The following is a 21,550-nucleotide window of genomic DNA, read 5'->3' as shown; positions in this document are numbered from 1 at the left end:
ATATTTTTAAACACTATACAGGAGGTACTCTATGACAAAATATACATTTAAACCTAAAGATTTCAAAGCGTTCAACGTAGAAGGCTTAGACGCACGAATGGAAGCTTTAAACGAATACATACGACCACAACTCCGTGAATTAGGAGAATATTTTAGTGACTTCTTTACAAGTCAAACTGGTGAAACATTTTATCCTCACGTAGCAAAGCATGCTAGAAGAAGTGTGAATCCTCCTAAAGATACATGGGTTGCTTTTGCAACAAACAAAAGAGGCTATAAAATGTTACCTCATTTCCAAATTGGTATGTTTGAAGATCAACTGTTTGTTATGTTTGGAATCATGCATGAAGCAAAAGATAAAGCAACACGTGCAAAAGTTTTTGAAAGAAAATTTAAAGCTATTCAACAATTACCTGATGATTATCGTGTTTGCTTAGATCATATGAAACCTGATAAACCATTTATTAAAGATTTAACGGATGATGATTTAATAGAAGCGATACAAAGAGCCATCAATGTGAAAAAAGGTGAATTCTTTATAGCGCGTGCAATCACACCACAAGATAAAAGATTAAAAAGTGACAAAGCATTTATTGCATTTTTAGAAGAAACCTTCGATCAGTTCTTACCATTTTATTCTGCATAAATAACTTTGTTTAAATAATAGAGCACTTAATCACATCCATGATTTCGTGCTCTTTTTTCTTAATATTAAATCGAACGTTCAACATAATAATTCATACTTTTAAAAAAATTAAAATAAATTTAGGTTGGCCTAAACATTTTATTAGGTTATTATATTGTCCATAAGAAGTAGAGGTGAGTCAAAATGAATAATAAACGACATTCAACAAATGAACAATTAAGTTTAGACGAAATAAACAATACAATTAAATTCGATCATCGCAGTTCAAATAAACAGAAATTTTTATCATTTCTTGGACCTGGGTTATTAGTCGCTGTTGGTTACATGGATCCCGGAAACTGGATAACATCAATGCAAGGTGGCGCCCAATATGGCTATACTTTGCTATTCGTAATTCTTATTTCAAGTTTATCAGCAATGTTACTTCAAAGCATGACAGTGAGATTAGGAATAGCAACAGGTATGGACTTAGCTCAAATGACACGACATTATTTATCAAGACCTATTGCTATAATCTTTTGGATCATTGCAGAACTAGCAATTATCGCTACAGATATTGCTGAGGTTATTGGTAGTGCTATTGCTCTTAATCTCCTATTTAACATACCTTTAATCGTCGGTGCACTAATAACTGTACTTGATGTATTTTTACTACTTTTTATAATGAAATATGGTTTTAGAAAAATTGAAGCTATTGTTGGTACATTAATTTTCACAGTGTTATTCATCTTTATATTTGAAGTCTATATTTCATCACCACAGTTGAATGCTGTGTTAAATGGATTTATACCACATAGTGAAATCATTACAAATAACGGCATTCTCTATATTGCATTAGGTATTATTGGCGCTACAATTATGCCTCATAATTTGTACTTACATTCATCAATTGTACAATCTAGAACATACTCAAGACATAACAATGAAGAAAAAGCGCAAGCGATTAAATTTGCTACGATAGATTCGAACATTCAGTTATCAATCGCATTTGTAGTCAATTGCTTATTATTAGTGTTAGGAGCATCACTATTTTTCAACTCAAATGCTGACGATTTAGGTGGTTTCTATGATTTATATCACGCCTTAAAAACTGAACCTGTACTAGGTGCAACAATGGGTGCAATCATGAGTACATTATTTGCAGTTGCATTATTAGCGTCAGGTCAAAATTCAACGATTACTGGTACTTTAGCAGGACAAATTGTAATGGAAGGATTTTTAAGATTACACATACCAAATTGGTTAAGACGTTTAATTACACGTTCTCTTGCTGTCATTCCTGTTATCGTATGCTTAATCATTTTTAAAGGTAATGCAGCTAAAATTGAGCAACTACTTGTATTCTCTCAAGTATTTTTAAGTATTGCTCTGCCATTCTGTTTAATACCATTACAATTGGCTACTAGTAATAAAGACTTGATGGGACCTTTCTATAATAAAACATGGGTTAATATCATTTCATGGACACTTATTATTATTCTAAGTATTTTAAATGTCTATTTAATCGTTCAAACATTCCAAGAACTACAAAGTTAAAAATAAAACCATTAAAATGTTGGTTGTATCTAATAATTAACAACTTAACATTTTAATGGTTTTTCTTTTGCTATGAACATATTAATGATAAATATACTCATCGTCCTTATGTGTTGTTTCTTTTGATTCTTTTTTAGAAATCAACATAATCATCACGATAACCCATAAGACAATTACAATTAAATTAAGAGCCATCAAACTTACAATTATCGCGATAACAAAAAGTATAATCGATAATTTTCTACGTCCTTTAATACAAATTGTCGCAAATATACCATAAAGTGTTGAAATTAATAAAATAATTGCTAATGCACCCATTGTTGTCTGAAGCATATCTAAAGAAACCTTGCCACCGTTCTGAGATAATTGCTTCGCTAATTCTTCACGTTGTGATGCATTACCACTTTTTAAAGAAAAATAGGATAGCCCCATAACTAATAAATAAATAATACTAATACTATTTGCAATCCAAGCCATGATTAATTCAGGTTTTCTATTCATCTTAAAATCCTTTCTTTGTTTAATATTTTAATAAGTATACTACGAGCCTATAGATATACGCACATTAAATTACTTGTATATTAACATATTTTTCATCTAATTTTTATAATAAACATCTGAATTCAGATTGATGATAATTTAGGTGTATAGTAATGAGAAATCGTCATTTAAAATTATGACACCTAAACACTTTAATTAAACGTTATCGATAATTAACCTCATATAAAAACCCAGATTAATAAGCAAAAGACCTCTGCTTACTAATCTGGGTATCATCAATATTTATTCTTGCTCTTTTTTGTCCTTAACTTCACTTGAATTGCGTTCTTCAGAAATATCATTGTTGTAAATTTGACGTCGCTCTTCAAAATTCATTCGACGTTGACTAACTGCGCTAGGTTGATTTTTCCTACGTTCTTTCATTCGTTGGTTATAAGCTTTACGTTTTTCTTTTTTCTTAGCTTTAATTTCAGCTTTTTCTCGCTTTTGTTGTGCTTTCAATTCTTTTGGATCAACTTCAGGTTCTGCATAATAACCATCATCTTCAATACCTAGTTCTTCAGTACTTTTTTGTTTGTATTTAGCCTGTCTGGATAATACTGATGGTTCTTCCTCAGTGCGCTCATCATGATTATATTCACTTTCAACTGCACGTTTAGGAAATTGATCATATTTATCTCTTTCCTGTTCTTGATCATATACAGTATTTGATTTATCCAATTCTTTTTCATATTTAGGCACATCATAATAATCATCTTTCGGTTGGGGGCGCTCATACACAGGTTCACGATAATCATAAATCGGTCCGTTATACTCTTCATAATATTGTGGCGCAACCATTTCAACTTTATCTTTTCTTATAAATAGCATCATCGCAATAATAAAGAATAATATCGGAATGATTAAAGTAACGATAAGTAAAACTAAAGGAATCGTTACAATTGCTGATATTAAGAATAAGAAACCTGACAAGATTCTTATATTCATAGATATGAGAGCTAAAAATGAAATCAACAAACAAACAATAAAGTAAACGATAATAGCCCATATACCATTTTGTAACCATATTACAAATTGTGTTGTATTATAGCCATTTCCAGCTAATAATTGCTGGATAAATGCATTATTGTTTAATGTATTTTCAAGATTAGCAATCGATGTGTTATTACTGAATGAAACAAGTGCTATAAACATCGTAATGACAGTAAGCACTAATAACATCACCCAACATAACCAACCTAGAACTTTTTCAGTTAATCTACTTACTGGACGTTTAATTTGAGTAAATTGTTCTCCAGTCATTCGTTACAACTCCTTATAGTACTTATCCCGTTATTATAACTAAATATACAGTAAATAACTACTATTTATGATTTTATTTTAATGACATTTTGAAATTCAAAAAGTTTTCATTGTATTCACTTAAAACTTCAGGTCCTAAATCTTTATAAACTTCAAGGCGTTCTTGCTCTTTCTTAGTCGGATAAAAACGATGGTCGTCTTTAATCTCTTTAGGCAACAATTGTCGAGCAGCCTTGTTTGGCGTTGCATAGCCTACGAATTCTGTATTTTGCTTGTTATTTTTAGCATCTAATAAAAAATTCATAAATTTATATGCACCCTCTTTATTTTGTGCCGTTTTTGGAATTACCATATTGTCGAACCATAAATTCGATCCTTCTTTAGGAATAACATAATTATATTTATCCCCTTCTTGCACTAGAGGTGCTGCAACACCACTCCAAACAACCGCTATGTTACCTTCATTTTGTTGAAGCATCATGGTAATTTCATCACCTACGACACCTCTTACTTGTGGTGCTAGTTTGGTTAAATCTCGCTCTGCTTCTTTTAAATGGTGCGAATTACGGTCATTAAGATTATACCCAAGTTTATTCAAACTCATGCCTATAATCTCTCTAGCACCGTCAACTAGTAAAATTTGGTTTTTAAATTTAGGATTATACAATGACTTCCAACTATCAAATGATTCATTTGGATACTTTTCTTTATTATATAAAATACCTACAGTTCCAAAGAAATAAGGTAAAGAATATTTATTGCCTCTATCAAATGACATATTCATATAATCTGAATCTAAATTTTTAATATTAGGTACCTTATTATGATCTATTGGTAACAATAAATGATCTCTTTTCAATTTTTGAACTGTATATTCACTAGGAAAAGCAACATCATAATGTGTACCGCCATTGCGAATTTTGGCTTCCATCGCTTCATTTGAATCGAAAGTTTCATAAACGACTTGAATGCCAGTTTCTTTTTCAAATTTCTTAATTAACTCTGGATCAATATATTCGCCCCAATTGTATACGTAAATTTTTTGATTTGTATGCACTTGTTCTTTAGATTTAAACCAATGACTTAAAGTAAGACAAAGCATACCCACAACTAATGCACCTATAATGAGTTGTAAAAATCGTTTCATTATTTTACACCTCGCTTGATTAGTTTTTTCTTATTTATCACGTATTGAATCAAATAATATCCTAGTATTCCTAATACAATAACAGCAAACAATAATGTTGAAATCGCATTAATTTCCATACTAATTCCTTTTCTCGCCATAGCATAAACTTCAACTGATAACACACTAAAGCCATTACCAGTAACGAAGAAACTTACTGTGAAATCGTCTAGTGAATAAGTTAAAGCCATAAAGAATCCTCCTATAATAGAAGGTAAAATATTAGGAATAATAATGTTGCTTAATAATTGTGGTTCAGTCGCTCCTAAATCTCTTGCAGCATTTAACATATTATTATTCATTTCATACAGTTGTGGTAAGACGATAATCACAACTATAGGTATGCAAAATGCAATATGAGATATTAGAACTGTCCAAAATCCTAAACCAAGACCAGTAAAATGGCCAATCGTTGTAAACATAATTAAGAATGATGCACCTATGACAACGTCGGATGATACCATCAAGACATTATTCAATGTTAGTAAAGTTACTTTAAACTTTTTATTTCTTAAATAATAAATAGCAATGGCACCAAATGTACCAATAACTGTAGAAATTGAGGCTGCTAAAAGTGCTACAGCTATCGTATTAAAAATGACCGACATTAAATGATCATTTTGAAATAATGATTGATAATGCTCTAATGTAAAATGTTCAAAGTGAATCATATTACCAGCCGAATTGAATGAATAGAACATTAAAAAGAATATTGGGATGTATAAAATCGCTAAAAGTATCCCGATATACAGCTTTCCATACCATTTCATATGATTCACCCTCTCCCATTAGATGATTTTGTAATGATTAAAATGAATGCCATAAATACAATTAAGAATATAGCTATAGTTGATCCCATACCATAATTTTGAATTGTTAAAAATTGTTCCTCTATTGCCGTACCTATATTTATGACTTTATTACCTGCAATTAATCTTGTAATCATAAATAATGAAAGTGATGGAATAAAGGTTACTTGAATCCCAGTCATAACACCTTCTTTTGTTAACGGCATGATTACTTTTCTAAAAGTATAGAAAGGACTGGCACCTAAATCACTTGAGGCCTGCAATAAATTATTAGGAATTGCTTTCATGCTATTAAATATAGGTAAAATCATAAATGGTATATAAATGTAACTTGCCACTACTAAAAACGCACCAGTTGTAAATAACAAATTGAATGATGGTAAATTAAATAAGTGGAAAAATTGATTAATCACGCCATCATGACTTAATAAACCTATAAAAGCATATGTCTTTAACAATAAATTTATCCATGTTGGAATAATCATTATCATTAATAAGATATTTTGAAATTTCGAACGAGTAATATAATAGGCAGCTGGATAACTGATAGTCAAGGTAATAATTGTTATTGAAGCGGCATATAAAATTGAATATGCAAACATTTTCAAATATTTTGTAGTAAAAATTTGTTGATAATTCGTGAAACTAAAATGTCCATTGATATCTAAAAATGAAAAATAAATGAGTAATACAACTGGTACAATAATAAATATAACCATCCATAGTAAATACGGGATTAAGAGAAATTTATTAGTATTACGCATTGTCTACTTCCTCATAGCTTTCAATACGTTTATCAAATTCTTCTTCTGTTTCTCCAGGAACCATAATATGAATGGCTTCAGGATCAAAATAAAGACCAACTTCACTGCCTACTTCAGCTTTTTTAGTCGTTTGTATTACCCATTCATAACCTTTATTGTCTATACAACATATTTCATAGTGGACCCCTCTAAATAACATAGAATCAACAGTTGCTTTAAATAATCCTTCTTCAGCTTTGATTAATGATATATCTTCTGGTCGAATAACGACTTCTACTTTTTTATTTTCAGGAATACCCATATCGACACATTCGAAATCTTGCCCATAAATATTCACGACATAATCTCTAACCATGCGCCCTTCAACAATATTAGATTCTCCAATAAAATCAGCTACAAATCGATTCACTGGTTCGTCATATATATCTGTTGGTGTGCCAAATTGTTGAATTTTCCCATCTTTTAATACAAAAAGAAAGTCACTTAATGCTAACGCTTCTTCTTGATCATGTGTTACAAATATAAATGTAATACCTAATCTAGATTGCAATTCTCGTAATTCATATTGCATTTCAGTACGCAATTTCAAATCTAATGCGGATAAAGATTCATCTAACAATAATATTTCTGGTTCATTTACGATAGCACGTGCAATTGCAACACGTTGCTTTTGTCCGCCACTCATTTCATTAATATTTCTTTTTTCATAACCTGAAAGTTTTACTAATTTTAATGCCTCAGTTACTTTTTGATCAATTTCGGTTTTTGATAATTTTTTTAATTTCAAACCAAAAGCGATATTATCATAGACGTTTAAGTGTGGAAATAATGCATAATCTTGAAAGACTGTATTCACTTTACGTTTATTTGGTGGTAAATTACCAATTGGTTTGTTTTGATAAATCACTTCACCACTGTCAGGATATTCAAACCCTGCAATTAATTTTAAAATTGTTGTTTTACCACAACCTGAAGGACCTAATAATGTATAAAAGTATCCTGATTCAATATCAATATCTATGTCATCTAAGATATTAAGATCATCATAGCTTTTACTAACTGATTTTAATGATAATAACGGTTCCAAATAAGATCCCCCCTATAAATATGAAGCTGTCGCTACAATAAGTATTCGTGTTTCATTGTTTGATTCGTTTGACAAACGATGATTATCTCGTGCTTTAAAATACAAAACGTCTTCTTCTTGTGCTTGATATATCTCTTTGCCTAAATTAAGTGTTATCTGACCTGACATACAATAAATAAACGTATCAGACTCTGATGGATTAAAATTTTTATATGATGCTCCAGGCTTTAAAGTTAATATTAATGGCTCCATATCATATTCATTTGACTTTGAAACTAACCAATTTAATATATAACCTTCATCATACTCATCATAAATAACTTGTTCTTCCTTCTTGTATAATACTTTTTCATTTTCACTGTCTTTAAAAAATTCACTTGGCGTCGTTCCTAACACCTCTATAATATTTAAGAAAGTTTCCATACTTGGTGAGGCATGTTCACTTTCTATTTGTGAAATGTAGCCTTTCGATAAGTCTGTACGTTCAGCAAGTTCTTCTTGCGTTAAATTTTTAATTCTTCTAAGATTTTTAATTTTATTACCTATGTTCATTTATTTTTCCACCTAAAAAAGCTATATTAAGTTTACTTTTATCAAACATTTTGTTTAACACTTGATAAAGGTATCAAAATATAGCTTTATTAGCAATAGTTTTAAAGAAAAATTCCTATTAAATTGTGTTAATTTCGAACGAATTATTTTTTAGCTGTTACTCTTTGTTCTTCAGAGTGAGTTTTTACATCTTGAACTGCTTTGTAACTATTATAGCCACTACTTTTTTCGAAAGTATTAAAAATTTGTTTTTCCTCTGCTTTAGCAGGCACAATTTCTTTAAATCTTTTATATGCACCCATAAAGTCGCCTGCCGTCACGCCGGATTCATAATACTTCTCTACATGATTAAAGAAATTTATCACTGAAATCATCTCTTCATTACTCCAGTCTAAATCAATTGGATACTCATATTCCATTGTTGAACCCTCCATTTCAATTCTTTTGTTAGCATCGCTAGTATAACATGCATGTCACATGTTAACGATATCTCAAATCAATTTCCTTACATTACTTTACCTAAAACAAAAAAGCCGTAGCATATGCTACAGCTTTTAATGACTGAATCTTTATAGATAATCAGTTATTACATTGTATGGATTGGGTATCCGATAGCTTTTTCTGCTGCTTCCATAGTCATCTCACCTAATGTTGGATGTGCATGGATTGTTAATGCGATATCTTCAGCATTCATACCAGCTTCAATTGCTAAACCTAATTCAGAGATAATATCTGATGCACCAGTACCAACTACTTGAGCACCGATTAAAGTATCATCTTCTTTAAGTGTAATAAGTTTAACAAATCCGTTAGTATCATCTAATGATAATGCACGACCATTTGCTGCATATGGGAATTTAGAAGCTTTAATTGCTAAACCTTCTTCTTTAGCTTGCGCTTCTGAATAACCAACTGTAGCTAATTCTGGTTCAGTAAAGCATACTGCTGGCATACCAATGTAATCAACTTCAGCAGCTTGACCATCAATTGCTTCAGCAGCAACTTTAGCTTCATAGCTAGCTTTGTGAGCAAGTGGTAAACCTGGAACGATATCACCAATTGCATAGATATTGCTGATAGACGTACGGCTTTGTTTATCAACTTCTAATAATCCACGGTCAGCGAATTTAACACCTAATTCTTCTAGGCCTAATTCGTCTGTGTTTGGACGACGACCTACAGTTACTAATACATAATCAGCTTCGATTGTTTTCTCTTCGCCTTTAGCTTCATAAGTAACTTTAACTCCGTTATCTGTTTCTTCAGCTGATTTAGCCATAGCTTCAGTAACGATTTCAACACCTTTTTCTTTCATACCTTTTTTAACAGGTTGTGTCATTTGTTTTTCGAAGCCACCTAAGATATCTTTAGCACCTTCAAGGATGGTTACTTCTGAACCAAAGTTAGCAAATGCTGTACCTAATTCTGATCCAATGTATCCTCCACCAACTACAACTAATTTACCTGGTACTTCTTGTAAGTTTAAAGCACCTGTTGAGTCGATAACACGTTTACCGAATTTGAAATTAGGAATTTCAATTGGTCTTGAACCTGTTGCAATGATTGCATTTTTAAAGTTGTATGTTTGTGCGCTCTTTTCGTCCATAACACGTAAGCTATTGTTATCTACGAAATATGCTTCACCTTTAACGATGTTAACTTTGTTACCTTTAAGTAAGCTTTCAACACCACCAGTTAATTTATTAACAACTGATGATTTGAATTCTTGAACTTTTTGGAAGTTTAAAGAAACACTTTCAGCAATAACACCTAAGTTTTCAGAATGTTGTGCTTCAACAAAACGGTGAGAAGCATGTAGTAATGCTTTTGAAGGAATACATCCTACGTTTAAGCAAACACCACCAAGATTACCTTTCTCAACGATTGTTACTTTTTGTCCTAATTGAGCTGCACGAATTGCTGCAACGTATCCACCAGGACCTGCTCCGATTACTATAGTATCTGTTTCAATTGGGAAATCTCCAACTACCATGTTTTACCCCTCCATTAATAATAATTCTGGATTATTTAATAAACGTTTAATGTGATTCATTGCATTTTGGCCAGTTGCACCATCAATTTGTCTGTGGTCAAAGCTTAATGATAATGCTAATACTGGTGCTGCAACAATTTCTCCATCTTTAACGATAGGTTTTTGAGCAATACGGCCAATTCCTAAGATTGCTACTTCTGGGTGATTGATAACTGGAGTGAACCATTGTCCACCAGCTGAACCGATATTACTGATTGTGCATGTAGCACCTTTCATTTCATCGGCTGTTAATTTACCATCACGTGCTTTAACAGCTAATTCATTAATTTCATCTGAAATTTGGAAAATAGACTTACGATCAGCATGTTTAACAACAGGTACTAATAATCCTCTATCAGTGTCTGCTGCAATACCGATATTCCAGTAATGTTTATGAACGATTTCACCAGCTTCTTCATTGAATGAAGTGTTAAGTGCTGGGTATTTTTTCAATGCAGAAACAAGTGCTTTAACAACATAAGGTAAGAATGTTAACTTAGTACCTTGTTCAGCTGCGATTTCTTTAAATTTCTTACGGTGATCCCATAATGCTTGAACATCAATTTCATCCATTAATGTTACATGAGGTGCAGTATGCTTAGAGTTAACCATTGCTTTCGCAATTGCTCTACGCATAGCAGGGATTTTTTCAGTTGTTTCTGGGAAGTCGCCTTCTAATGTTACTGCTGCAGGTGCTGCAGGAGTTTCAGCAACTTCTTCACTTGTAGCTGAAGCAGCTGATTCATTTGAAGCTGTTGGTGCACCACCATTTAAGTATGCATCTACATCTTCTTTTGTAATACGACCATTTTTACCAGATCCAGAAACTGCTTTAATGTTAACACCTTTTTCACGTGCGTATTTACGTACTGAAGGCATTGCTTTAACAGTTCTGTTTTCATCTACTTCTTCAGTTTGAGTAGCTACAGGTGCTTGCTCTGCTGGCGCTTCCTCTTTCGCAGGTTCTTCTTTAGATGATGAATCATCATCATGACCTTTAAATTGCATATCTTCTGCATCAGGTGCATCGATTTTAACAATAACGTCACCAACTACAGCTACTGTACCTTCTTCTACCATAACTTCTTCTACAGTACCAGATACTGGTGATGGGATTTCTACTACTGATTTATCGTTTTGTACCTCAGCTAAAACATCGTCTTCTTCAATAGTATCTCCAGCTTTAACAAACCATTTTACAATTTCACCTTCGTGGATACCTTCCCCGATATCGGGTAATCTAAATTCAAATGCCACGTTTTTGCCCTCCTAAGATTTCGTAAATTAAACATTTCATTTTAATCAATGAGACTAAAATACGCTAACTTCGTTAACTTTTAAAATGTATTAAAATTCTAAAGTTTCTTTTGCTTTTTCGATGATGTCATTTTTGTTTGGTAACCAAACATTTTCAGCTTGAGTGAATGGATAAATTGTATCTGCTGCTGCAACTCTTCCAATAGGTGCTTCTAATGAAAGGATTGCACGTTCACTTAATTCAGCTACAACTGCTGCACCAACACCAGCTTGACGTTGTGCTTCTTGAACTACAACTGCACGACCAGTTTTTTCAACTGAAGCTACAATTGTGTCAACATCGATTGGTTGAACAGTACGTAAGTCAATTACTTCAACAGAATAACCATCTTTTTCAAGTTCTTCTGCAGCTTTCATTGATTCTTGAACCATTGCACCGTATGTGATGATTGAAATGTCATTACCTTCTTTTTTCACATTAGCCTTACCAATGTCAATTGTATATTCTTCTTCAGGTACTTCTTCACGGAATGAACGATACAATTTCATATGCTCTAAGTATACGACTGGGTCATTACTTCTAATAGAAGAAATTAATAAACCTTTCGCATCGTATGGGCCTGAAGGAATAACAACCTTTAGACCTGGAGATTGAGCTAAAATACCTTCTAAGTTATCTGCGTGTAATTCTGGTGTGTGTACGCCACCACCAAATGGGCTACGAATTGTTACAGGTGCAGTTTTAGTACCGCCTGAACGGAAACGAGTACGTGCAATTTGTCCAGCAATCGCATCAAATACTTCGAATACGAAACCTAAGAATTGTACTTCCATAACCGGACGGAATCCTTCAACTGCAAGACCCATCGCTAAACCACCAATACCTGATTCAGCTAAAGGTGTATCGAATACTCTATCTTCACCAAATTCTTTTTGTAGTCCTTCAGTAACACGGAAAACACCGCCGTTAACACCAACGTCTTCACCAAAAATTAAAACATCTTGGTCATTTTTAAGTTCAGTTTTAAGCGCATCATTAATCGCTTGAACCATTGTCATTTGTGCCATGGCTTACTTCGACTCCTTCTCTTTGTAAATTTCATATTGTTCTGCTAAGTTTTGAGGCATATCTTCATACATAATTTCCATTAGAGAAGTAACAGTTTGTTTTTCAGTGTTATCAGCCTCTTTAATTGCTGCTTTAATATCAGCTTTTGCACGTTCAATAACTTCATTTTCTTTGTCTTCATTCCATAAACCTTTGTTTTCAAGGAATTTACGGAAACGTACTAATGGGTCTTTTTTCTCCCATTCAGCATCTTCGTCTGAAGTTCTGTAACGAGTTGGATCGTCACCAGCCATTGTATGAGGACCATAACGATATGTCATAGTTTCAATTAATGTTGGACCTTCACCTGCAACTGCGCGGTCACGTGCTTCTTTAGTTGCTTGATATACAGCTAACGCATCCATACCATCAACTTGGATACCAGGAATACCTACAGCAATTGCTTTTTGAGCTAATGTTTCAGCAGCAGTTTGCTTGCTTCTTGGTGTTGAAATTGCATAGTTATTGTTTTGAATAACGAAAATTGCAGGTGCTTTATAAGCTGCTGCAAAGTTAATACCTTCGTAGAAATCACCTTGTGAAGAACCACCGTCACCAGTGTAAGTGATTGCAACTGCATTTTTACCACGTTTTTTAAGTGCAAATGCAACACCAGCAGCTTGAATGTATTGTGCACCGATAATAATTTGTGGGCTTAATGCATTAACGCCTTCAGGGAATTGATTTCCTTTGAAGTGACCTCTTGAGAATAAGAAAGCTTCAGTTAATGGTAAACCATGCCAAATAATTTGAGGAACATCTCTGTATCCCGGTAAAATGTAATCTTCTTTTTCTAAAGCGTATTGTGACGCTAATTGTGATGCTTCTTGACCAGCAGTTGGTGCATAGAAACCTAAACGTCCTTGTCTGTTTAATGAGATAGAACGTTGATCAAGGATACGAGTCCATACCATTCTTTCCATTAATTCCACTAATTGTTCATCCGTAAGATCAGGTACTAAGTCTTCATTTACGACGTTACCATTCTCATCCAAAATTTGAACCATTTCAAATTTCGATTGAGTATCATTTAAAACTTTTACTGCATCGAATTGGGCTTGTAACTTAGGAGCCATTCAATTCACCATACCTTTCCCATAATTGTATAGAAATTCATTTTATCCTTACTAATTGTACCACAAATAAATGGGACTGTTAAACCATTTGAAAAAGTTCTGTTTTAATAAAAAAAGATACAGATAATAGGAACTGTATTAGTTGTTTCCTACCATCTGTATTATATTAATTATTTAAATTGATCAACGTCTTGCTTTTCTTTACCAACCTTATTTAGTACTTTTGTATACTTATCTGATACTTCTTTTAACTTTTTATAGTTCTGTTCTATTGCTTTTGATTTTTCGTTAACACCTTGTTGTGTCGCGTCATTTTGATTTAAATATTTAAATAATGTTTTCTCTGAGTTTACAGCCTTTTTATATGCTTTCGCGTAATCACTGTGTAACTTATATTTTTCTTTTAATACATCATCTAATTGTTTTACTTCTTTACGTTTAACATCATTATCAATGTTATCAACGTGACTTTTTGCTTTCTTAAAGTCTTGTTCAGACTTCTTAATTGCGTCTTCTTCTTTTTCAAATTCCTTTAGACGATCATCGGCATTTTTAATTAAATCCTTTACTGCTTTACCGCGAACTGCTGTATCTTTACTATTGACATCTTCAGTTAATTTTTTCTTTTTCTCATCTAATTCAGCAATTTTCTTACCAACAGTTTTAATTGGTTCTTCATCATCTTTAATTTTATCCACTTGCTTTAAATATGCCTTAATTTCTTTTTTATCCGTAGTACATCCTGCAAGCAAGACACTAGATGCTAATACTACTGCGATTGTTTTTCCAAATTTCATTACTTGTACCTCCACTTGCTATTTAAATTAAATGATAAATAAAATCTGCTTGGAAATCAATTTTAAACAATTACATTACACATCTTCATTACTAAGTATATCTGTTGACAGTTACGTCATTTATAATATAATTTTTAAAGTCAAGATGATAAATAAATTTCTAAAGTATCATTGCTTGAAACCAACACTTTAATCATTTTTTAAGCAATTAGCATATCTGAAAATTTACATATACTATCTAAAATAAACATTGGCAGTAGTTGGTTAACTTTGTAGATATTTACACATAAAAATGTATGAGTATCTTAACAACCTTTTTACTGTCATTCAACTAAAACAAATTAAAATAAGGAAGGTGCAATATATGTTAACAATGAAAGACATCATTAGAGATGGTCATCCAACTTTGCGTCAAAAAGCAGCTGAGTTAGAATTACCATTAACTAAAGAAGAAAAAGAAACATTAATCGCCATGAGAGAGTTTTTAGTAAATAGTCAAGATGAGGAAATCGCGAAACGATATGGTTTACGTTCAGGCGTTGGTTTGGCTGCACCTCAAATTAATATTTCTAAACGTATGATTGCTGTTTTAATACCAGATGATGGCAGTGGCAAATCTTATGACTATATGCTTGTGAACCCAAAAATTGTAAGTCATAGCGTTCAAGAAGCTTATTTACCAACTGGTGAAGGTTGCCTTAGTGTCGATGATAATGTTGCTGGTCTAGTTCACCGTCATAATAGAATTACAATTAAAGCCAAAGACATCGAAGGTAATGATATACAATTACGACTAAAAGGATATCCAGCAATTGTTTTCCAACATGAAATTGACCATTTAAATGGTGTAATGTTCTATGATCACATTGACAAAGATCACCCATTACAACCACATACAGATGCAGTAGAAGTTTAAAACACATTTTTCTAATTATCAAAGCTTAGGATAAATATGATGTCCTAAGCTTTTCCTTTTACAACTTTTTCGAATAAACAACAGTTAAATATATTCACCTTTCTACCAAACTTTTTATCCCCTCATTTAAATTTTACCGTTTCATATAAAATCCTTTAATTCTTTCTTAACATTAATTTATAATCTCTACATTTATTTTAATAAATAGAACTGCACATTTATTCGAAATACTTAGATTTCTAGTGAGATAAACTGCTTTATTTATTATCATTCATCATGTAAAATAAGATTTAACTGAAATTTTAGTGTTATTTCACTAATTTTTTAAAATGAACGACATGATGAACCTAGTTATTAACCAAATCGTTATTAAGTTACATTATAGAGATGATTGGAATGAATTTATCGATATATACTCCAATACGATTTTACTAGGGTTAACAATAAATTAAACAAACATTCTTAGGAGGAATTTTTAACATGGCAGTATTTAAAGTTTTTTATCAACATAACAGAGACGAGGTAATTGTGCGTGAAAATACACAATCACTTTATGTTGAAGCTCAAACAGAAGAACAAGTACGTCGTTACTTGAAAGATCGTAATTTTAATATCGAATTTATCACTAAATTAGAGGGCGCACATTTAGATTACGAAAAAGAAAACTCAGAACACTTTAATGTGGAGATTGCTAAATAATGAAACAATTACATCCAAATGAAGTAGGTGTATATGCACTTGGAGGTCTAGGTGAAATCGGTAAAAATACTTATGCAGTTGAGTATAAAGACGAAATTGTCATTATCGATGCAGGTATCAAATTCCCTGATGATAACTTATTAGGGATTGATTATGTTATACCTGACTACACATATCTAGTTCAAAACCAAGATAAAATTGTTGGCCTATTTATAACACATGGTCACGAAGACCATATAGGCGGTGTGCCCTTCCTATTAAAACAACTTAATATACCTATTTATGGTGGTCCTTTAGCATTAGGTTTAATCCGTAATAAACTTGAAGAACATCATTTATTACGTACTGCTAAACTAAATGAAATCAATGAGGACAGTGTGATTAAATCTAAGCACTTTACGATTTCTTTCTACTTAACTACACATAGTATTCCTGAAACTTATGGCGTCATCGTAGATACACCTGAAGGAAAAGTAGTTCATACCGGTGACTTTAAATTTGATTTTACACCTGTAGGCAAACCAGCAAACATTGCTAAAATGGCTCAATTAGGCGAAGAAGGCGTTCTATGTTTACTTTCAGACTCAACAAATTCACTTGTGCCTGATTTTACTTTAAGCGAACGTGAAGTTGGTCAAAACGTAGATAAGATCTTCCGTAATTGTAAAGGTCGTATTATATTTGCTACCTTCGCTTCTAATATTTACCGAGTTCAACAAGCAGTTGAAGCTGCTATCAAAAATAACCGTAAAATTGTTACGTTCGGTCGTTCGATGGAAAACAATATTAAAATAGGTATGGAACTTGGTTATATTAAAGCACCACCTGAAACATTTATTGAACCTAATAAAATTAATACCGTACCGAAGCATGAGTTATTGATACTATGTACTGGTTCACAAGGTGAACCAATGGCAGCATTATCTAGAATTGCTAATGGTACTCATAAGCAAATTAAAATTATACCTGAAGATACCGTTGTATTTAGTTCATCACCTATCCCAGGTAATACAAAAAGTATTAACAGAACTATTAATTCCTTGTATAAAGCTGGTGCAGATGTTATCCATAGCAAGATTTCTAACATCCATACTTCAGGGCATGGTTCTCAAGGTGATCAACAATTAATGCTTCGATTAATCAAGCCGAAATATTTCTTACCTATTCATGGTGAATACCGTATGTTAAAAGCACATGGTGAGACTGGTGTTGAATGCGGCGTTGAAGAAGATAATGTCTTCATCTTTGATATTGGAGATGTCTTAGCTTTAACACACGATTCAGCACGTAAAGCTGGTCGCATTCCATCTGGTAATGTACTTGTTGATGGTAGTGGTATCGGTGATATCGGTAATGTTGTAATAAGAGACCGTAAGCTATTATCTGAAGAAGGTTTAGTTATCGTTGTTGTTAGTATTGATTTTAATACAAATAAATTACTTTCTGGTCCAGACATTATTTCTCGAGGATTTGTATATATGAGGGAATCAGGTCAATTAATTTATGATGCACAACGCAAAATCAAAACTGATGTTATTAGTAAGTTAAATCAAAATAAAGATATTCAATGGCATCAGATTAAATCTTCTATCATTGAAATATTACAACCTTATTTATTTGAAAAAACAGCTAGAAAACCAATGATTTTACCAGTCATTATGAAGGTAAACGAACAAAAAGAATCAAACAATAAATAATCAAAAAGCTACTAACTTTGAAGTGAAGTTTTAATTAAACTCACCACCCATTGTTAGTAGCTTTTTCTTTATATATGATGAGCTTGAGACATAAATCAATGTTCAATGCTCTACAAAGTTATATTGGCAGTAGTTGACTGAACGAAAATGCGCTTGTAACAAGCTTTTTTCAATTCTAGTCAGGGGCCCCAACATAGAGAATTTCGAAAAGAAATTCTACAGGCAATGCGAGTTGGGGTGTGGGCCCCAACAAAGAGAAATTGGATTCCCAATTTCTACAGACAATGTAAGTTGGGGTGGGACGACGAAATAAATTTTGAGAAAATATCATTTCTGTCCCACTCCCGATTATCTCGTCGCAATATTTTTTTCAAAGCGATTTAAATCATTATCATGTCCAATCATGATTAAAATATCACCTATTTCTAAATTAATATTTGGATTTGGTGAAATGATGAACTCTTTGCCTCGTTTAATTGCAATAATGTTAATTCCATATTGTGCTCTTATATCTAAATCAATGATAGACTGCCCCGCCATCTTTTCAGTTGCTTTCAATTCTACAATAGAATGCTCGTCTGCCAACTCAAGATAATCAAGTACACTTGCACTCGCAACATTATGCGCAATACGTCTACCCATATCACGCTCAGGGTGCACAACCGTATCTGCTCCAATTTTATTTAAAATCTTTGCATGATAATCATTTTGTGCTTTAGCAGTTACTTTTTTTACACCTAACTCTTTTAAAATTAAAGTCGTCAACGTACTTGATTGAATATTTTCACCAATTGCCACAATGACATGATCAAAGTTACGGATACCTAAACTTTTCATAACTGCTTCATCTGTAGTGTCTGCAACAACCGCATGAGTAGCGATATCACTATATTCATTCACTCTATTTTCATCATGGTCGATGGCCATTACATCCATGTCTAATGCATTCAACTCACGAACGATACTACCTCCAAAACGACCTAGACCGATGACTACATATTCTTTACCCATACTCGCCCTCCATTAAATGATTTTCATCAATTCATTGAAAATATAAATTTAAAATTATTATAAATGAGTACCCCAACTAAATTATCTAAATGCAGTAATGCAAGTAAATGAAAGTTGGGGTATCGTCTCAACTTATGATTTCTTTCCTTCAACATATTCTTTGTCGAAAACAAATAATCTTAATAATAATATTAACGATGGAAGTAATAAAAGTAAACCTAAAATAAAGACAATCACTAATGTCCAGCCCATTTCTGGATTAACATATGCATCTGTAATTTTTACAAACGGATATAAAAGGTATGGCAATTTACTAATTCCATAGCCAAAGAACGCGAACATCATTTGTAAAATAACAAATACAAAAGCCAAACCATGTTTTTTCTTAAAGAATGTTAACAATGAAGCTAATGCAAAGAATAAGAAACTTATACCAAACATCCACCAATAGTCAAAAACAGCTGAATAAAAATGTTCAGAATTTTGAATGCGTAATGATAGAAATACGAATAAACAAATGATAATCATCGGCGGCCCTAAAAATATGTGCCATTGTCTTGTTAAATTATATGCTGGTTCGTCATTTGCTTTTTTAGCATAATATGTCAAAAATCCTGATGAAATATATAAAACTGAAATAATTGCCAAGAATACTACAGACCAAGCAAATGGGCTTAATAATAACTGCACCCAATCTAGATCGATAACATTGTTTCGAACATTAATATAGCCACCTTCTGTAATAGTTAAAGCAGTAGATAATGAAGCTGGAATTAATAATCCACTTACCCCATACATGATCATCCATGCTAATTTTGTATCTTGACCATAATTTTCAAATGCATAAAAACTGTTTCTCAACGATATCATAATCAGTGCTATTGAACCTGGTATTAACAATACCGTGCCTAAATATTTGATTGACTCTGGAAAGAAACCTACGAATCCTACGAAGAAGAAAACAAAGAATACATTCGTAACTTCCCAAACTGGGTTTAAATAACGTGAAATTAAGTGATTAATTTTCTTTTCATCACCAGTTAACTTTGAATGCAATGCGAAGAAACCTGCCCCAAAATCTATAGAAGCAATAATGATATAGCAAAATAAAAACAACCATAACACTGTTATACCTATAAATGCATAAATCATTTTTCTATTTCTCCTCCTTGCTTCTTGGCTAAACGATTTACATCTTCATACGCCGGTTTATTTTTAAACATACGAATTAATACGTATGCACATGTATACATTAAAATGATGTACAATATGCCAAATAAAATTGTAACGAAGGTTATTCCGCCTGCTTGTGTTGCTGCTTCTGCCACGCGCATATAACCACGAACAATCCAAGGCTGTCTACCCATCTCTGTTAAGAACCATCCAAATTCTATAGCTAGCATTGAAGCTGGGCCTGTTAATAATATTCCATAAAGCATCCATTTATGAGTAGAAAACTTTCTAAGCTTTTTAAACATTAAAGTTAAGACATAAACACCTGAAATGACAAAACATAAAATTCCCATCGTTACCATTAAATCAAAGAAATAATGGACGATCATAGGCGGATGTAAACTTTTTGGAAAATCATTTAACCCTTGTACTTTAGTTTTGACACTATTATCTGCTAAGAAACTCAATAGTCCAGGTAATTCAATCGCACCTTTAACTTGCTGAGTCTTTTCATCTAACACACCAAATAATAATAATTTGGCATGGGAAGATGTATCGAAATGCCATTCATAAGCTGCTAATTTTTCAGGTTGGAATTTATGCAAAAATTTTGCAGATAAATCCCCTGCCAACATAGAAAGTAATGTTGAAAAGAATCCAACTATCATAGACATTTTCAAAGCTTTCTTATGGTAGACAGTATCTTTAGGTTGACGATTACGCAATAATTTAAAAGCTGCTATTGATGCAATAACAAATGCCATCGTCATACCGGCTGTAGTAATTACGTGAAATGATCGAACTATAAACGATGGGTTAAACATCGCTTCTATAGGTTGAACATTGACCATCTTTCCATTCTTCAACTCAAAACCTGCAGGCGTATTCATAAATGAATTCACTGAAGTAATGAAGAATGCTGAGAAAGAGCCACCAATAATTACTGGTATACTAATTAAGAAATGTGTCCATTTATTTTTAAAACGATCCCAAGTATATAAATATATACTTAAGAAAATAGCTTCAAAGAAGAACGCAAATGTTTCCATAAATAATGGAAGTGCAATAACGTGTCCACCCATTTCCATAAATGTAGGCCAAATCAATGATAATTGAAGTCCTATAATTGTACCTGTAACAACTCCCACTGCTACAGTAATTGTATAAGCTTTAGCCCATCTTTTGGCCATAGCTATATATTGAAGATCATTTTTGCGAATACCTAAAAATTCTGCAATTGCGAACATTAAAGGCATACCAACACCAATCGTTGCAAAAATGATATGAACTGCTAAAGTCATAGCTGTCAAAAACCGACTGATTTCAACTGTATCCATTTAAAAACATCACCTTTTTCTTTTTTTGATGACAACACAATGAACTTAATTATAATTGCTATAA

The 21,550-nt window shown here is 32.5% G+C and carries 22 protein-coding genes; 6 read left to right on the top strand and 16 right to left on the bottom strand.

Annotated features, from left to right (window positions below):
* Positions 1-31: 31 nt before the first annotated feature.
* Positions 32-646, top strand: coding sequence for a YktB family protein (locus AA076_RS05460; protein WP_000170610.1), 615 nt, complete (start codon positions 32-34; stop codon positions 644-646).
* A 183-nt stretch (positions 647-829) separates the two neighbouring features.
* Positions 830-2,182, top strand: coding sequence for an Nramp family divalent metal transporter (locus tag AA076_RS05455; RefSeq protein WP_001060842.1), 1,353 nt, complete (start codon positions 830-832; stop codon positions 2,180-2,182).
* 81 nt (positions 2,183-2,263) lie between these two features.
* Here AA076_RS05455 and AA076_RS05450 read toward each other — a convergent pair whose 3' ends face one another.
* From AA076_RS05450 to AA076_RS05390, 13 genes are all read right to left on the bottom strand, one after another.
* The gene (locus AA076_RS05450) at positions 2,264-2,683 is read right to left on the bottom strand and encodes a DUF4064 domain-containing protein (protein ID WP_002871070.1); all 420 of its coding nucleotides are present in this window, start codon (positions 2,681-2,683) and stop codon (positions 2,264-2,266) included.
* A gap of 282 nt (positions 2,684-2,965) precedes the next feature.
* Positions 2,966-3,985 (bottom strand): lipoteichoic acid stability factor AuxB, encoded by a 1,020-nt coding sequence (gene auxB, locus AA076_RS05445; RefSeq protein ID WP_000145499.1) that lies wholly within the window; start codon positions 3,983-3,985, stop codon positions 2,966-2,968.
* 73 nt (positions 3,986-4,058) lie between these two features.
* Complete coding sequence (locus tag AA076_RS05440; protein WP_000819690.1) at positions 4,059-5,132, bottom strand: ABC transporter substrate-binding protein; 1,074 nt, start codon at positions 5,130-5,132, stop codon at positions 4,059-4,061.
* On the bottom strand, positions 5,132-5,941 hold the full coding sequence (locus AA076_RS05435; protein WP_000872390.1) for an ABC transporter permease: 810 nt from the start codon (positions 5,939-5,941) through the stop codon (positions 5,132-5,134). Before AA076_RS05435 ends, AA076_RS05440 begins: the two co-directional genes overlap by 1 nt.
* 5 nt (positions 5,942-5,946) lie before the next feature.
* A complete protein-coding gene (locus AA076_RS05430; RefSeq protein ID WP_001246561.1) occupies positions 5,947-6,744 on the bottom strand; it encodes an ABC transporter permease in 798 nt (265 codons plus the stop codon).
* Entirely contained in the window at positions 6,737-7,831 is a 1,095-nt protein-coding gene (locus AA076_RS05425) for an ABC transporter ATP-binding protein (protein WP_000433551.1), read from the bottom strand. Before AA076_RS05425 ends, AA076_RS05430 begins: the two co-directional genes overlap by 8 nt.
* Positions 7,832-7,843: 12 nt before the next feature.
* On the bottom strand, positions 7,844-8,383 hold the full coding sequence (locus AA076_RS05420) for a helix-turn-helix domain-containing protein (protein WP_001020625.1): 540 nt from the start codon (positions 8,381-8,383) through the stop codon (positions 7,844-7,846).
* Between the two features lie 143 nt (positions 8,384-8,526).
* Positions 8,527-8,802, bottom strand: a complete 276-nt coding sequence (locus AA076_RS05415; protein WP_000455597.1) for a UPF0223 family protein — start codon at positions 8,800-8,802, stop codon at positions 8,527-8,529.
* A gap of 167 nt (positions 8,803-8,969) precedes the next feature.
* Positions 8,970-10,376 carry a dihydrolipoyl dehydrogenase gene (gene lpdA, locus AA076_RS05410; protein WP_000260120.1) on the bottom strand — a complete coding sequence of 469 codons (1,407 nt, stop codon included), beginning with the start codon at positions 10,374-10,376 and terminating at the stop codon, positions 8,970-8,972.
* Between the two features lie 3 nt (positions 10,377-10,379).
* The gene (locus tag AA076_RS05405) at positions 10,380-11,672 is read right to left on the bottom strand and encodes a dihydrolipoamide acetyltransferase family protein (RefSeq protein ID WP_000863440.1); all 1,293 of its coding nucleotides are present in this window, start codon (positions 11,670-11,672) and stop codon (positions 10,380-10,382) included.
* Between the two features lie 90 nt (positions 11,673-11,762).
* Positions 11,763-12,740, bottom strand: a complete 978-nt coding sequence (locus AA076_RS05400) for an alpha-ketoacid dehydrogenase subunit beta (RefSeq protein WP_000068176.1) — start codon at positions 12,738-12,740, stop codon at positions 11,763-11,765.
* A gap of 3 nt (positions 12,741-12,743) precedes the next feature.
* Positions 12,744-13,856, bottom strand: coding sequence for a pyruvate dehydrogenase (acetyl-transferring) E1 component subunit alpha (gene pdhA, locus AA076_RS05395; RefSeq protein WP_000035320.1), 1,113 nt, complete (start codon positions 13,854-13,856; stop codon positions 12,744-12,746).
* 170 nt (positions 13,857-14,026) lie between these two features.
* A complete protein-coding gene (locus tag AA076_RS05390) occupies positions 14,027-14,653 on the bottom strand; it encodes a YkyA family protein (RefSeq protein ID WP_000668339.1) in 627 nt (208 codons plus the stop codon).
* 364 nt (positions 14,654-15,017) lie between these two features.
* Between AA076_RS05390 and def the strand changes: the two genes are divergently transcribed.
* From def to rnjA, 4 genes are all read left to right on the top strand, one after another.
* Complete coding sequence (gene def / locus AA076_RS05385; protein WP_000957036.1) at positions 15,018-15,569, top strand: peptide deformylase; 552 nt, start codon at positions 15,018-15,020, stop codon at positions 15,567-15,569.
* A gap of 329 nt (positions 15,570-15,898) precedes the next feature.
* Positions 15,899-16,021 carry a hypothetical protein gene (locus tag AA076_RS14770; protein WP_001788599.1) on the top strand — a complete coding sequence of 41 codons (123 nt, stop codon included), beginning with the start codon at positions 15,899-15,901 and terminating at the stop codon, positions 16,019-16,021.
* 28 nt (positions 16,022-16,049) lie between these two features.
* Positions 16,050-16,268 (top strand): DNA-dependent RNA polymerase subunit epsilon, encoded by a 219-nt coding sequence (locus AA076_RS05375; RefSeq protein WP_000257888.1) that lies wholly within the window; start codon positions 16,050-16,052, stop codon positions 16,266-16,268.
* Entirely contained in the window at positions 16,268-17,965 is a 1,698-nt protein-coding gene (gene rnjA, locus AA076_RS05370; protein WP_002871064.1) for a ribonuclease J1, read from the top strand. Before AA076_RS05375 ends, rnjA begins: the two co-directional genes overlap by 1 nt.
* Before the next feature lie 348 nt (positions 17,966-18,313).
* Here rnjA and AA076_RS05360 read toward each other — a convergent pair whose 3' ends face one another.
* The 3 genes from AA076_RS05360 to AA076_RS05350 form a co-directional block, all read right to left on the bottom strand.
* Positions 18,314-18,976 (bottom strand): potassium channel family protein, encoded by a 663-nt coding sequence (locus AA076_RS05360; RefSeq protein ID WP_000514290.1) that lies wholly within the window; start codon positions 18,974-18,976, stop codon positions 18,314-18,316.
* Positions 18,977-19,108: 132 nt separating this feature from the next.
* Positions 19,109-20,128 (bottom strand): cytochrome d ubiquinol oxidase subunit II, encoded by a 1,020-nt coding sequence (locus AA076_RS05355; RefSeq protein ID WP_000638456.1) that lies wholly within the window; start codon positions 20,126-20,128, stop codon positions 19,109-19,111.
* A complete protein-coding gene (locus tag AA076_RS05350; protein WP_000381849.1) occupies positions 20,125-21,486 on the bottom strand; it encodes a cytochrome ubiquinol oxidase subunit I in 1,362 nt (453 codons plus the stop codon). The genes AA076_RS05355 and AA076_RS05350 overlap by 4 nt, the downstream gene beginning before the upstream one ends.
* Positions 21,487-21,550: the final 64 nt, after the last annotated feature.

The sequence above is a fragment of the Staphylococcus aureus genome (genome assembly GCF_001027105.1).
In the GTDB taxonomy this organism is placed as follows: Bacteria; Bacillota; Bacilli; order Staphylococcales; family Staphylococcaceae; genus Staphylococcus; species Staphylococcus aureus.
Note: the sequence above shows the minus strand (reverse complement) of the source record. Positions and strands in the feature narration are given on the sequence as shown.

Coding starts and splice junctions, on each gene's coding strand:
- AA076_RS05460 (WP_000170610.1), top strand. CDS start 32: ATGACAAAATATACATTTAAACCTAAAGATTTCAAAGCGTTCAACGTA.
- AA076_RS05455 (WP_001060842.1), top strand. CDS start 830: ATGAATAATAAACGACATTCAACAAATGAACAATTAAGTTTAGACGAA.
- AA076_RS05450 (WP_002871070.1), bottom strand. CDS start 2,683: ATGAATAGAAAACCTGAATTAATCATGGCTTGGATTGCAAATAGTATT.
- auxB (WP_000145499.1), bottom strand. CDS start 3,985: ATGACTGGAGAACAATTTACTCAAATTAAACGTCCAGTAAGTAGATTA.
- AA076_RS05440 (WP_000819690.1), bottom strand. CDS start 5,132: ATGAAACGATTTTTACAACTCATTATAGGTGCATTAGTTGTGGGTATG.
- AA076_RS05435 (WP_000872390.1), bottom strand. CDS start 5,941: ATGAAATGGTATGGAAAGCTGTATATCGGGATACTTTTAGCGATTTTA.
- AA076_RS05430 (WP_001246561.1), bottom strand. CDS start 6,744: ATGCGTAATACTAATAAATTTCTCTTAATCCCGTATTTACTATGGATG.
- AA076_RS05420 (WP_001020625.1), bottom strand. CDS start 8,383: ATGAACATAGGTAATAAAATTAAAAATCTTAGAAGAATTAAAAATTTA.
- AA076_RS05415 (WP_000455597.1), bottom strand. CDS start 8,802: ATGGAATATGAGTATCCAATTGATTTAGACTGGAGTAATGAAGAGATG.
- lpdA (WP_000260120.1), bottom strand. CDS start 10,376: ATGGTAGTTGGAGATTTCCCAATTGAAACAGATACTATAGTAATCGGA.
- AA076_RS05400 (WP_000068176.1), bottom strand. CDS start 12,740: ATGGCACAAATGACAATGGTTCAAGCGATTAATGATGCGCTTAAAACT.
- pdhA (WP_000035320.1), bottom strand. CDS start 13,856: ATGGCTCCTAAGTTACAAGCCCAATTCGATGCAGTAAAAGTTTTAAAT.
- AA076_RS05390 (WP_000668339.1), bottom strand. CDS start 14,653: ATGAAATTTGGAAAAACAATCGCAGTAGTATTAGCATCTAGTGTCTTG.
- def (WP_000957036.1), top strand. CDS start 15,018: ATGTTAACAATGAAAGACATCATTAGAGATGGTCATCCAACTTTGCGT.
- AA076_RS14770 (WP_001788599.1), top strand. CDS start 15,899: ATGAACGACATGATGAACCTAGTTATTAACCAAATCGTTATTAAGTTA.
- AA076_RS05375 (WP_000257888.1), top strand. CDS start 16,050: ATGGCAGTATTTAAAGTTTTTTATCAACATAACAGAGACGAGGTAATT.
- rnjA (WP_002871064.1), top strand. CDS start 16,268: ATGAAACAATTACATCCAAATGAAGTAGGTGTATATGCACTTGGAGGT.
- AA076_RS05360 (WP_000514290.1), bottom strand. CDS start 18,976: ATGGGTAAAGAATATGTAGTCATCGGTCTAGGTCGTTTTGGAGGTAGT.
- AA076_RS05355 (WP_000638456.1), bottom strand. CDS start 20,128: ATGATTTATGCATTTATAGGTATAACAGTGTTATGGTTGTTTTTATTT.
- AA076_RS05350 (WP_000381849.1), bottom strand. CDS start 21,486: ATGGATACAGTTGAAATCAGTCGGTTTTTGACAGCTATGACTTTAGCA.